Source organism: Pseudoalteromonas sp. SG41-2 (assembly GCF_014164535.1).
Lineage (GTDB): Bacteria > Pseudomonadota > Gammaproteobacteria > Enterobacterales > Alteromonadaceae > Pseudoalteromonas > Pseudoalteromonas rhizosphaerae.
On the sequence record NZ_JACJFK010000012.1, the window covers coordinates 25,058 to 37,299 of the forward strand.

General features: G+C 39.1%; 10 protein-coding genes. 4 read left to right on the forward strand and 6 right to left on the reverse strand.

What is annotated here, in order from left to right:
• Positions 1–264 precede the first annotated feature (264 nt).
• Complete coding sequence (locus H5186_RS11150; RefSeq protein ID WP_182739516.1) at positions 265–2,445, forward strand: OsmC domain/YcaO domain-containing protein; 2,181 nt, start codon at positions 265–267, stop codon at positions 2,443–2,445.
• An 80-nt stretch (positions 2,446–2,525) separates the two neighbouring features.
• On the opposite strand, the gene H5186_RS11155 is transcribed toward H5186_RS11150, so the two are convergent.
• The 3 genes from H5186_RS11155 to H5186_RS11165 all read right to left on the reverse strand — a co-directional run bounded on the left by H5186_RS11155 (position 2,526) and on the right by H5186_RS11165 (position 6,697).
• Positions 2,526–2,930 carry a DUF1801 domain-containing protein gene (locus tag H5186_RS11155; protein ID WP_182794464.1) on the reverse strand — a complete coding sequence of 135 codons (405 nt, stop codon included), beginning with the start codon at positions 2,928–2,930 and terminating at the stop codon, positions 2,526–2,528.
• Between the two features lie 150 nt (positions 2,931–3,080).
• Positions 3,081–3,671 (reverse strand): DUF1287 domain-containing protein, encoded by a 591-nt coding sequence (locus tag H5186_RS11160; protein WP_182739514.1) that lies wholly within the window; start codon positions 3,669–3,671, stop codon positions 3,081–3,083.
• A 146-nt stretch (positions 3,672–3,817) separates the two neighbouring features.
• Positions 3,818–6,697, reverse strand: a complete 2,880-nt coding sequence (locus H5186_RS11165; protein ID WP_182739513.1) for an insulinase family protein — start codon at positions 6,695–6,697, stop codon at positions 3,818–3,820.
• A gap of 154 nt (positions 6,698–6,851) precedes the next feature.
• On the opposite strand from H5186_RS11165, the gene H5186_RS11170 reads away from it, so the two are divergent.
• Entirely contained in the window at positions 6,852–7,271 is a 420-nt protein-coding gene (locus tag H5186_RS11170) for an MAPEG family protein (RefSeq protein WP_182739512.1), read from the forward strand.
• Between the two features lie 50 nt (positions 7,272–7,321).
• Here the strand turns inward: H5186_RS11170 and H5186_RS11175 are convergent, their stop codons facing one another.
• Positions 7,322–8,065: a peptidylprolyl isomerase gene (locus H5186_RS11175; protein ID WP_182739511.1), complete on the reverse strand. Its 744-nt coding sequence runs from the start codon at positions 8,063–8,065 to the stop codon at positions 7,322–7,324.
• 263 nt (positions 8,066–8,328) lie between these two features.
• Here H5186_RS11175 and H5186_RS11180 point away from each other — a divergent pair, with 263 nt between their 5' ends.
• Together H5186_RS11180 and ushA are read left to right on the forward strand one after the other, a co-directional pair.
• Positions 8,329–8,526 (forward strand): hypothetical protein, encoded by a 198-nt coding sequence (locus H5186_RS11180; RefSeq protein WP_145234351.1) that lies wholly within the window; start codon positions 8,329–8,331, stop codon positions 8,524–8,526.
• Positions 8,527–8,603: 77 nt separating this feature from the next.
• Complete coding sequence (gene ushA / locus H5186_RS11185; RefSeq protein WP_182794465.1) at positions 8,604–10,238, forward strand: bifunctional UDP-sugar hydrolase/5'-nucleotidase UshA; 1,635 nt, start codon at positions 8,604–8,606, stop codon at positions 10,236–10,238.
• Between the two features lie 78 nt (positions 10,239–10,316).
• Here the strand turns inward: ushA and H5186_RS11190 are convergent, their stop codons facing one another.
• Positions 10,317–11,264 (reverse strand): hypothetical protein, encoded by a 948-nt coding sequence (locus H5186_RS11190; RefSeq protein WP_182717579.1) that lies wholly within the window; start codon positions 11,262–11,264, stop codon positions 10,317–10,319.
• Positions 11,257–12,153 (reverse strand): PhnD/SsuA/transferrin family substrate-binding protein, encoded by an 897-nt coding sequence (locus H5186_RS11195; RefSeq protein WP_182794466.1) that lies wholly within the window; start codon positions 12,151–12,153, stop codon positions 11,257–11,259. The genes H5186_RS11190 and H5186_RS11195 overlap by 8 nt, the downstream gene beginning before the upstream one ends.
• Positions 12,154–12,242 lie beyond the last annotated feature (89 nt).

A 12,242-nucleotide genomic window follows, 5' to 3' on the forward strand; every position in this document is an offset into this window, starting at 1 on the left:
CGCACCATGCAATTTGTCTAATTCTGTATCAGTCTAATGTAAAGTACTCTCTTGAGTAAATTCAAACACACTAACAACTTTGGCCTTTAACCTTGCTAACTTTACCCTCGCGAGCATTACTCTTTTCCAATTAACCACGACTATTACTTGTATCTGCTCCCCTAAAAAGCGGATAATTGCAGCTAAATGAAAATACACTGACTAAGTCTGGCGCAAACACCTGCAAGCCTTACTTATTAGTGCGCATGAAGGTGGACCAACTCAATGGAAATTAAAGTTAATTTTCTCGATAATCTTAGATTAGAAGCTAAGTTTGACGATTTCTCAGTCATTGCGGATCAACCAATCCGTTACAAAGGCGATGGCTCTGCGCCAAGTCCATTTGACTACTTTTTAGCATCTTCGGCTTTATGTGCTGCGTACTTTATTAAAGTGTATTGTAATGCCCGTGATATCTCGACTGACGGTATTCGTGTTGCGCAAAACAACATTGTTGATCCTGAAGATCGTTATAACCAAATCTTCCAAATCCAGGTTGAACTCCCTGAAAGTATTTCTGAAAAAGACCGCACCGGCATTTTACGCTCTATTGATCGTTGTACCGTAAAGCGTGTTATTCAAACCATACCTGAATTTAAAATTGATGCCGTAGAGAGCTTAGATAACGACGCGCAAGCCATGTTAATGGCAAAATCAGCAGGCAGCGAAAACACCTTTATTTTAGGTAAAGATTTACCGCTTGAGCAAACCATTGCTGATATGACTGCGATTTTGGCTGACTTAGGCATGAAGATTGAAATTTCATCATGGCGTAATATTGTACCAAACGTCTGGTCATTGCATATTCGTGATGCTGCATCACCGATGTGTTTTACCAATGGTAAAGGCGCCAGCAAAGAAAGCGCATTATGTTCAGCCCTTGGCGAGTTTATTGAACGTTTAAACTGTAACTTTTTTTACAATGACCAGTTCCTTGGTGAAGAAATTGCCAACAGCGAATTTGTTCATTACCCGAACGAAAAATGGTTTCAGCTCACTGATGATGACTCACTACCAGAAGGTATTTTAGACGACTATACCTTGAGCATTTACAACCCTGAAGATGAACTGTGCGGCTCGCACCTTATCGACACAAACTCAGGTAATATTGAGCGCGGTATTTGCTCTATCCCGTATGTGCGTCAATCTGACGGCGAAACCGTATACTTTCCATCAAACTTAATTGAAAACTTATTTTTAAGTAACGGTATGAGTGCCGGTAATAACTTTGCAGAAGCCAAAGTACAATGTTTATCTGAGATTTTTGAGCGCGCGGTTAAACGCCAAATTATCGAACAAGAAATTGTACTGCCTGATTTACCGGAAGAAGTACTTGCTAAATATCCAGGTATTGTTGCTGGTATTAAAGGCTTAGAAGAGCAAGGCTTTCCAGTTGTGGTAAAAGATGCCTCCCTTGGCGGACAGTTTCCAGTGATGTGCGTTACCTTAATGAACCCAAAAACCGGTGGCGTATTTGCTTCATTTGGTGCACACCCAAGCTTTGAAGTCGCCCTTGAGCGCAGCTTAACTGAGCTATTACAAGGTCGCAGCTTTGAAGGCTTAAATGACGTACCAAAACCCACCTTTAACAGCATGGCCGTATCAGAGCCTGAAAACTTTGTTGAGCACTTTATTGACTCAACAGGTAAAATTTCATGGCGCTTTTTCAGTGCGAAGCACGATTATGACTTTGTTGAATGGGATTTCTCCGGCACTAACGAAGAAGAAACCGCAAGCTTGTTCGGTATTTTAAAAGACTTAGGTAAAGAAGCTTACATTGCTGAGTTTTCAGACCTAGGCACAGCGTGTCGTATTTTAGTGCCTGATTACTCTGAAGTTTACCCAGTAGAAGACTTAATTTGGGATAACACCAACAAAGCCCTTAAGTACCGTGAAGACATTTTAAATCTGCACAGCTTAGATGAAGATCAGCTTGCCGATTTAGTTGAGCGCCTAGAAGACAGCCAGCTTGATAACTACATCGACATTATTACCCTAATTGGTGTTGAGTTTGACGAAAATACCGTTTGGGGTCAGTTAACGATACTTGAACTTAAGCTGTTAATTTACTTAGCACTGGGTGACTTAGAAGCGACGATGGAACTGGTTGAAACCTTCTTGCAATTTAACGATAACACCGTTGAACGCGGGTTGTTCTATCAAGCAATGCACGCGACTTTAGAAGTTGCGCTAAATGATGACTTAGAAATTGAAGACTACATTCACAGCTTCACCCGCATGTTTGGCCAAGAAGTAATGGATGCAGTAGTCGGCTCTATCAATGGTGATGTGATGTTCTACGGTTTAACTCCAACCAATATGCAACTTGAAGGGTTAGATCGTCATCAGCGTTTGATCGACAGCTATAAAAAACTGCATGGGGCTCGCGCTGCAAGAGCCAAATAACTATTGTCAGCGCGAGATTTGCGTAGGCGGGATTTTATATCGCGCTGTTACTCTTTCTGTCGGACAATAACTTCTTAAATTTAAGCACCTAGCAATGGCAGGTGCTTTATTTTTTTATAGCGCAAAGCCAACGATATACAATGGGCTAACTCTTTAACTGGCACGGTTTGATTAAGCTTAAACACCAAAGCACGGTTACCTTCATAGCTAAACGTATCACCATAAAGCTCTTTGAAGGTTTCAACAAGTTTAGTTTTACAGTTAAAGTAAATACAAAATTGCTCAGCTGATTTTGGTTTGTGATCAAAACGAATGGTAGTGCCTATTTTTGAAATATAACTCGGCTCTCCCCACTTGAGTGTTTCTTCAAGTTCAGTGATGCCATCCTGCACAGCTACCTGCAAAATCAGACTTCTGATCTCATGTAATACAACCGCGATATTTTCAGGGTACGTCGTAAATTTTTGTTTAACACTCTGATTCATTTAACGCTCCTTAAAGAGTCGTAAAATTAGGCTATTTCGTTAACTCAAGTATTTTTACTTTGTTTATCTGTGCTGAGTAAATTTTGCCCTGCCACTTCGGCTTTTTAGCTAACCATGCCGGCTTTTCTGAATGTTTCCAGATACCCGCAATCAATTAACGGCTGGCTCATACCGATAATGGCCGGTGATCTTATAACGAAACAGTACATCCTCAAGTTGCGGCCCTGCGCCTATGTTATGCACTATTAATGGGGTTTTGTTATCTGCAGTGTATGTATCTACCACGATACCGATATGCGGCAAATTGCCCGGCAGCATCCACGTGACAATATCGCCTGCTTTATAGGTCTGAGCATTATTAGTTATGGGCAGTACTGTACCGTGGCGTTTAAAAAAAGCCTGTAAATTAGGCACGCGACGATGATCAATATTACTATCGGGTTTAGTAAGCCCCCATATTCTTGTTGATGGGTAGACTGAAAAATTATCGCGCATATCTTCATGAACTAACTTTTGTAAATCGATACCCAGTGCTCGGTAGCTGCGAATAATCACATCTGTGCATACGCCAATATTGGCAGGTACATCGCCATTTGGATAGGCAATACGGTGATAAGCGCCGTCATAGCGCACGCTTTGTGTTGTTCTATCATTTGCAGCGTTTACAAAATCATCAGCAAATGAGTTGGCTAAGCTATAAAAAGGGCTTAGCAGTAGCAATATGCACACTATCTTATTCATCAAAATCCTAGCGGTTTGAGCTGTTCCTTTTTTATATAGTTACACTGTACATACATTTTGTAAATTATTTAAAAGATAATGATTCATAAAAAAGCCCAAGCAAATCGCTTGGGCTTTAATCTTTTTCAACGCTTCAATGTGCTAAATTACTTTTGCAATTTAATGCCATTAAAGTGCGCTTGTAAGTCTGTTACCAATGTTTGTTTTGGTAAATCTGCAAACGGTTTGTCGGCAAATTTGCTACCACGAAGCTGTACGTTTAAACGCGCAGCTTGTGGGTTTAACATAGTTTGCTGGTAGTAGTCTTTGATATCAGCAAGCGTGACTTTTTCAACTTCAGCGATTAACTTATCCTTTGAATCAAAATCAAAGTTTTCACGATACCAATCGCCAATCAGTGGGCCCATTTCATCGCTAAGATTTTTAGGCTGCTGTTTAAGCGACACTAATACGGCATTTTTAAGCTGCTCGAAGGTTTCTTCGCTCATGTTATCAAGCTCTACTGCATATTGCATTTTGAACTCTTCAAAACGCGCTTGCATGGTTTTTACATCTTTTACTGGGGTTTGAATAAACAAGCCAATCGCTGAGTAATCTTCAATCGGCCTTGCTAAACCACCAACCGCATACGCTAATTGCTCTTCAGTACGTAACTTGTCAAACGCGACGGTGCTAAAGTGACCTTGTAAGACTTGCGCTTGCGCTTTTTGCTTATAGCCTGCAATCGGGTGTACAGTCATATCAATGATAGCTACATCAGCCACATCAATATCTTTTTGCAATACAATCGTTTCGCCTGGTTGCGGTAACCACGCTTTACTGCGCGCAAATTCAGTGCTTATATGCGCCGCTGGTAAAACTGCCGTTAACTCTTTAGCTATCGCTTCAACATCTGTTTGGTTATAGTTACCATAAGTAAACACCCGCATTTCGTTATTAGCGAAGGTATGCTGTTTAAGCTGCTCAAAATCTGCAATGGTTAATGCTTTTGCCGTATTGATCAGTGCATCGGTGTCAAAGCTGCCAGTTCGTATTAATTTAGAATACTCACCAAACGCTTGATAATATGGGAATTGTTTTTGGGCGTTTAATAAATCACGTTGGTAACGATCAAGCGCTTGAGCAAAACCTTGCTCAGTTACTTGCACATCAATATTTGTCAGTGCTTGCGCGAGTAAAACATTTTGTTTATCGGTAAAACCACTCATTGAAAGGATAAGTCCGTTACTTGCTTCAAGGCCAACACTCATACCTGCCACGGCAGCTTCGGTACTTAGCTTGCTTTGTTGTAAGTTAAATAAGTCAGACCATACTGAATAAAGTACTTTAGCTTTGATATCCGTCAAAGCATCTGGGGTATTTAAGTAAACTTCGACCAAACCTTTCGGTTGCTCGGCAAAGTTTTGACTCGCTTGACGCCATACTTTTACGCCATTTTTATCATATACCAGCTTAGGGTGTTTTTGCTCTGCAAATTGTGCTGTTTTAATCGCAAAACTCTCTGGTAATAAACGGTTTACCGTGGGTAATGCTAAGGCAAACTGACTAGGCTTACTCCAGCTGGCAATTTCAGCATCACTGATATCTTCAATGCGGTATTTACCATCGTAAAAATGCAATTGCGAATCGGTTTCTTCTTGCTGTGAGGTATACCAAATACGCAGAGTATCAGCATTGAGTTGCGCAAGTACGTTGTTGATCGCAGCTGCATCAAACTTAGCATAATAGAAAGGCGCATTAATAACGTGGTTTAGTGGATAATCTTGCATGCTACCAGTTAAATTACTGACATAGCCAAATTCATCGCCTTTTTCTAAAAATTGAAATTCATTATTAAGTGAAGTGCGAATTTCATTAAAGTATTTACTATCTACACCTTCTTTTTTGATCAAATCAATATATTGCATTATTGTTGCAACGATCGTTTCACGGTTTTTCATGCCTTCGTCTGTTAATTGCACATTAACCGTCAGCGCACCGTAATTACCATATTGGGTTGGCGCTGCCCCGGCTGAAAGTTGTGAAACCCAGCCTTTATCACGCAAAATTTGCGCCGGGCTACCTTGCATTTCATTGCTTAATAAGTATGCTACAAAACGGTTAGGTTTAACGGCAAATTCATTGCTGTTATCGGTAATAGTAAAATCAAGTTGTAACTCTTTTACGTCTTCATTTGGCGCGTAGTGAACGCGTTTTCCACCTACGTTATCAAAATCTAGCTTTGTGGTAACAGTTGGTTTGTCGATCTTTTTATCTTCAATATCAGCGAAGTATTTTTGTGCTTTCGCTTCCATTTCCGCAAGTGGTAGATTGGAAATCATTGCTACTTTCATAATGTTAGAAGAGTAGTATTTATTATAAAAATCAACGGTTTCTTTATGTAAAGAGCTACCGTCTTTATCACCTAATGTTTCAAGATTACCGATTAAAAAACGATTAGCTGGATGATCGCCCATCATTTGTCGGGCAAGCTTAAACTGACCAAAAAAATCCATCTCGCGACGCATTGACCATTCGGCGTTTACTGCGTTTTTTTCTTTATCGGTGTATTCTGGGTAAAGCTTAGGGGATTTAAAAAAGTCAGCAAAACGATCCAATGCTTCATCGTAAGCATCGTTATTTACTTCAAACATGTAATTAGTAATATCTAACCATGTATAAGCATTGTGGGCGCCGCCGTTTTTAGTCATAAAATCAGAGTAACCCTTGGTATCTGGGTAACGATCTGTGCCTAAAAATAGCATGTGCTCTAAATAATGCGCCATTCCCTGCTGGCTAATTGGATCATGTAATAAACCAACACCCACACTCAATGAAGCTGCTGATTTTTCAGCAGTTGGATCCGACACTAAAATTACTTCAATCTCATTCGCAAGTTTAAGGGTTTTATATTGACGAGTATCGTTGGGACTTATTACCAGCGTATCTGAAAGTAATGACGTTTGCTGCTGTACCGCTGTGGTGGTAGTCCCGCAGCCACTTAATACTGCTAAAGCAATAGCGCTTAAAGTAATTATTTTTTTCATATTGAGAATGTGATCCATACTTATTTGTTGTTTGAATGATCGGTAAAATTCAAAAAGCTTGCAATCATTTTTCTAAATACTTTGTAACACATTGTGAATTATAAAGACAAACTGCTAGGCTTAAAGTTACGTTATTTATCAAATGAGACTCTTAATGGAAAAATATGTATTACTCGCGATGTTTTCTCAGGTACTACTCACTTTTACGGTAATGGTAGTCATGGGCCGCCGCCGTTTTAGTGCGGCGCGTAACAAAACGATTACTATGCAAGATTTTGCCACTATGCAATTAAATAATGCGGGTGATGATGTATATATTGCCGGTAGAAACTTTATTAATCAGTTTGAAATACCAGTGCTATTTTTTGTAGCCTGTTTAGCTGCTTTACAGCTCAATGCAGCGGGTTATGTATTTATTACTTTAGCCTGGGGTTTTGTGATTTCGCGCGTCATTCACAGTATTATTCATTTAGGCAGCAATAGCGTAAAACCTCGCTATTATAGCTTTTTGCTTGGCTGTTTACTGGTTTTAACTATGTGGGTGTTATTAGTAATGCGGGTATTTGCACTCTAAAGCGTTACGTTTGCTATCGGGACACATAACCCGATAGCAAGTATATACCTTTAAGCTGCGCGGCGGCGTTTAAAGCCAAGCAATAATAATGGTAGTAACCAGCTCATACTACCACTTGAGCTATCCCCATCATCAGGCTGAGTTGGAGTCGGATCGTCAATTAGCGTATTTTCTTTTGGAGATAAATTTACTGACGAATTTGGATCATCATCAAGTACCAGAACACTATTGATCGACACTAAATTAGCAATAGTCAACGTGGTATCTGCACTTGCACATTGGTCTTTAGTTAGATTAACTACCGGTATTTCACCGCAATGCACTAACGCAGAGATCTTATCAAGCACAGCATAACTATCTGCTGTAATCTGACCAAATACGGTAAAACCGCCATTTTGCTTATCTAAGTTTGCGCTATTATCTTTGAGATTAAAAAACCATTGACTTGTGGCACTATTCGCATTATTGCTTAATTTAGCCATGGCAATCGTGCCTTTTACATTCGATAATTCTGGCTCATTCACAACAGCTGGTGACGTTGTGATCGCTTTAAAATCATCGGTAAAAGTAAAGCCTCCACCTTGAATAATAAAATCCTTGATTGAACGGTGGATCACGGTTTGATTGTACGCATCACTTTGTATATAACTTAAAAAGTTCTCGACCGTTTTGGGGGTCTGTTGATCAAACAAATCAACCTTAATAGCACCTTGTGAAGTTTGCATTTCAACTACAGTTGCATGGCTTGCAAATGAGGTTGCGGTTAACAAACCGCATAGTAATAGTTTTTTCATTATTATATTTATCCTGAAGAATGTTGTGGTTATGTGAATTTAATGCAAATAGTAAAGAACTCTTGTGGAGATTACGATAGCAAAACGTACCTTTAAACAAATCAAACCGAATTGATTACATTTAAATTACATGTGGTTACAATGTGTTGTTATTCACTCACGTTATAAATAAATTTTGTTTAAAACGAAATCGTCTTAATAGCCGAGTTTATTTTGTTAGTATTATTTATAACAATAAAACACACACAACAGGATTAACAACTATGTCGTATGAAGAGCAACACATCTGTGATTTTGGTTTACACCAAGGAGAGGCGTACACTAAGTTACCGGCAAGCTTTTTAAACTGGATGGTGGGTAATAACCATGAAAAATCAGCATTAGCAGAACAAGAGTTACAGCGACGTCAATTAGCGGCAACTGGAAAGTTAAATTTCCAAGATGACATTAAAATAGAATAATTACGTTATTTTACAATAAAACTAGTTTAAACTATGCGCTTAATAAATAGCACAACACTGACAACACGGGTCATATTATGCGCATATTACTTTCATTTTTCCTATTACTAAGCATTACTGCATGTAGTAATCATCAAACCTCCGTTCAACAAGCTGACACAGCAGATATTCACTATCTCACCATTTTACATACCAATGATAATCATGGCCGTTTTTGGCATAACGAAAAAGGTGAATACGGTATGGCTGCACGTAAAACCTTAATAGACCAGTTACGTGCTGATGCGCAGCAACAAGGTCACGCAGTGCTACTTCTATCTGGTGGTGATATAAATACAGGCATTCCAGAATCAGACCTGCAATTTGCAGAGCCTGATTTTAAAGGAATGTCATTAATTGGTTACGATGCGATGGCGATTGGTAATCATGAATTTGATAATCCACTGAGTGTTTTAAAACAACAGCAGCAGTGGGCAAATTTCCCGCTTCTTTCGGCTAATATAATTGATAAAAAAACCGGTAAAAATGCCTTCGAATCTTATAAGATTTTTAACAAACAGGGGCTGAAAATCGCCGTTATTGGTTTGACAACCACAGATACCGCTAAAATAGGCAACCCGCAGTATATCGGCGGCCTTGAATTTCAAGAGCCCGTTGCAGTAACCCAAGCTTTAGCCGAGAAAATCAAAGCACAATATCAACCGGATATCACGATTGCAGTAACTCATATGGGTCATTATGTTGATGCGAATTATGGTATAAATGCACCTGGCGATGTTACCCTTGCCCGCTCTTTACCAGCTCATACCCTTGATATGATCATCGGCGGTCACTCACAAGAACCTGTGTGCATGGCAAGCGAAAATAAAAATGACGATAACTTTAAACCCGGTATGACATGTAAACCAGACCAACAAAATGGTACGTGGATAATGCAAGCTCATGAATGGGGTAAATATGTCGGCAAAGCCGAGTTTAAACAAGAAAACGGCGTATTAACCTTATTAGATTATAAACTATTGCCAGTTAACTTATACGTTGATAAAACGCAAGCTGATGGTTCAATTAAGCCTGAGCTTGCCAACGAATACATCAAACCAGACGCTGCCTTAAAAACATTTTTAGCTGATTACCAAGCCAAAGGTGCAAAACAAATTGAAGGTGAAATTGGTTATGTTGATGCAAAGCTTGAGGGCGATCGCAATAAAGTTCGTTATCAACAAACCAACTTAGCGCGCGTTATTGTGCAAGCACAAATGAATGTTGTTGGCGCTGATTTTGGTATCATCAGTGGCGGTGGCGTACGTGATAGTATTGCTGCAGGTGCAGTTAGTTATAAAGATATTTTAAAAGTACACCCTTTTAAAAATCGCATCGCGTATGTTGATTGGCAAGGCCAAGAGCTTTGGGATTACCTTGAGACTGTAACTAGTTTCCCACCGGATTCTGGTGCTTATTTGCAATACCACAAATTAAGCTTCGAGCGTAACGATAATGCGCTGACTAAAGTGATGATCAACGGCAAAGTTCTGGATAAAAACAAAACCTATCGCACGAGCATTAATAGCTACAATGCATCTGGCGGTGACGGCTACCCGATACTGATAAATCATAAAGGATTTGTCAGCACTGACGAAACAGATGCACAGGCATTGAAACGCTTCTTTATTGAAAATAGTCCAGTCAAAGCCATTGAATTTGCTCCTAAATAATCAGAGCTTACCTCACACAGTTTAAGTATTAGCAGTGTGAGGTTTTTATTCTGAACTAACTTACTAACCAGGTTAAGGTTATTTGCCTATCACCTCTATATCATCTGCTTTGATATTCGATAAACCATAACTATGTAACCGTGACCGAGAGCCTTCACCATGTGCCTTAGGAGGGTAATATTTCTCCTTCAGCTGTGAGTGTTCAATAAGTACCTCATCCAATGCAGCCCTAATTTCACTCAAGGTTTTTTCTAGACTGTTAGTAAAATTAGGCCGTTTACGAATAGTATGGCCAAGTTGTGTTAATCGGTAAAAATACTTATTAGCAAGTTCAATTAACTCATCCGGCACATCTTTGTTTTGATTAAGTATCACGTCCGGATTCTCAACGCAAAACTCGATTAAAGCCAAGTAAAAACACAGTGGTTTGTTAGCTAAGCCAGCTTTTATCTCAGCGTTATCATTAATAGCCAAAACTTTGGCTTGCAAATCAATCACTAGTTTCACTTGCACATTAATCAGTGGAAGTTGCTCTACTTGTTCTTTTAATGCTAAGTGTTTCAGCGATGTTCGGTTAATAAGTTCAGCCCACTTAGAAAATAAAAAAGCCAATAATAACAATACCATAAAGGTATAAATATCGCTTATATGCCACCAACGCGTCTCAATTAAAAATGTAATCGCAACTTTTTGATCACTTGTTTCAAGATACTCTATCCGACTTTCGCGGCCATTATTTGTTAATGCCAGTGAGACATCATTGATGGTATTAACTTGAATTGGCTGTTGTATCAATTGCATATTCAAACGTTGTAGATAACCAACAATAGCATCATGATTACCCGAGTGTTTCAAAAAACGATTTGATAAGTCTAACCGAGGTAAATCTAGTGCAATTCGGTTTTCAATATCAGCCATTATTAAATCGTTATGTTGCGCCTGCTGCAGATAACTAGAGAGTTTAAACGTCAATAGCGCCGCACTAAAAATAAGCAGTGTCACGCCAAACAAGCGCTTATTATTCATCACGTTGCTCTCCTAAGAATTCAGCTTTACCCGCTGAACAATGCCAATATGGTTCAACATGATTAAAATAAGTCGACACTTGCTGCTTAGATAATTGGATTAATTGAGATTGGATAGCGCACAGCAAATCAGTGTTCTCATGCTGCATTTTAAAGTACCAACGTGTGCCTATTACATTATCGCTGATTGGAGTTATATAATTTTTAGAAAAATGCGCCTGATCTGCTTCCTTCCAAAAAGAGGCTATTAAATCAACCTGTCCATTGGCTAATAACTCCCTAAGCTCATTATGTGAACTGGCGTAAGTAATTTTTAAATTTTCAAGGTTGATCCCTAAATCTTTAAACTTTTGTTTAGGTAGTATATGCCCCGATCGGCTTGTAGGATAATCAAGTAAGCCAATCCGTTTCCCCAAAAAGTATTGCTTGTTAATTTTTGGCTTTTCTTTAGCTGAAATAAAAAACGCAGTATAACTTGGAAAGCCAACCACAGGCTGGTAGTTATAGGTCGATTCAGCTTTGAAGGCTGACATAATGTTGTTTTTTGCTAAAATTAAATCAGCAATACCTTTACCAATGAACTCAATGCTATCGGCAGTACGGTAACCCCATAAAGCGATCACTTCGCCATATTGTTTTGCTACAACGGGATCGTCACACAGGTTTTGTGTTAAAAAACGAGCAACCTTTTGCGACGAGGCATAGACAATTAATTGCAATTGGTTTTCTGTTGCCCTCGTCTGACAGCGACTAGATGTTTCAATTAAAGGCTTCAAGGTCCCCGTTGATGTAACCACACTCAGCTGGCCACTGAGCCAAACCAACAAAAAAAACAGTAACAAAACAGTAACAAAGAAGCTGTGTTGCAAAAGCAGCTGTTTAATTTTCAAAAGTTCAACAATCCAAAACGATTCATCCTCCTATTTGACCAATTTAAATTACTTATTACAACAAGTAATTTTACCCAAAACAGTTAAGC

Excerpts from the sequence above, each read along its gene's own strand:
- H5186_RS11150 (WP_182739516.1), top strand. The coding sequence starts at position 265 with ATGGAAATTAAAGTTAATTTTCTCGATAATCTTAGATTAGAAGCTAAG.
- H5186_RS11155 (WP_182794464.1), bottom strand. The coding sequence starts at position 2,930 with ATGAATCAGAGTGTTAAACAAAAATTTACGACGTACCCTGAAAATATC.
- H5186_RS11160 (WP_182739514.1), bottom strand. The coding sequence starts at position 3,671 with ATGAATAAGATAGTGTGCATATTGCTACTGCTAAGCCCTTTTTATAGC.
- H5186_RS11165 (WP_182739513.1), bottom strand. The coding sequence starts at position 6,697 with ATGAAAAAAATAATTACTTTAAGCGCTATTGCTTTAGCAGTATTAAGT.
- H5186_RS11170 (WP_182739512.1), top strand. The coding sequence starts at position 6,852 with ATGGAAAAATATGTATTACTCGCGATGTTTTCTCAGGTACTACTCACT.
- H5186_RS11175 (WP_182739511.1), bottom strand. The coding sequence starts at position 8,065 with ATGAAAAAACTATTACTATGCGGTTTGTTAACCGCAACCTCATTTGCA.
- H5186_RS11180 (WP_145234351.1), top strand. The coding sequence starts at position 8,329 with ATGTCGTATGAAGAGCAACACATCTGTGATTTTGGTTTACACCAAGGA.
- ushA (WP_182794465.1), top strand. The coding sequence starts at position 8,604 with ATGCGCATATTACTTTCATTTTTCCTATTACTAAGCATTACTGCATGT.
- H5186_RS11190 (WP_182717579.1), bottom strand. The coding sequence starts at position 11,264 with ATGAATAATAAGCGCTTGTTTGGCGTGACACTGCTTATTTTTAGTGCG.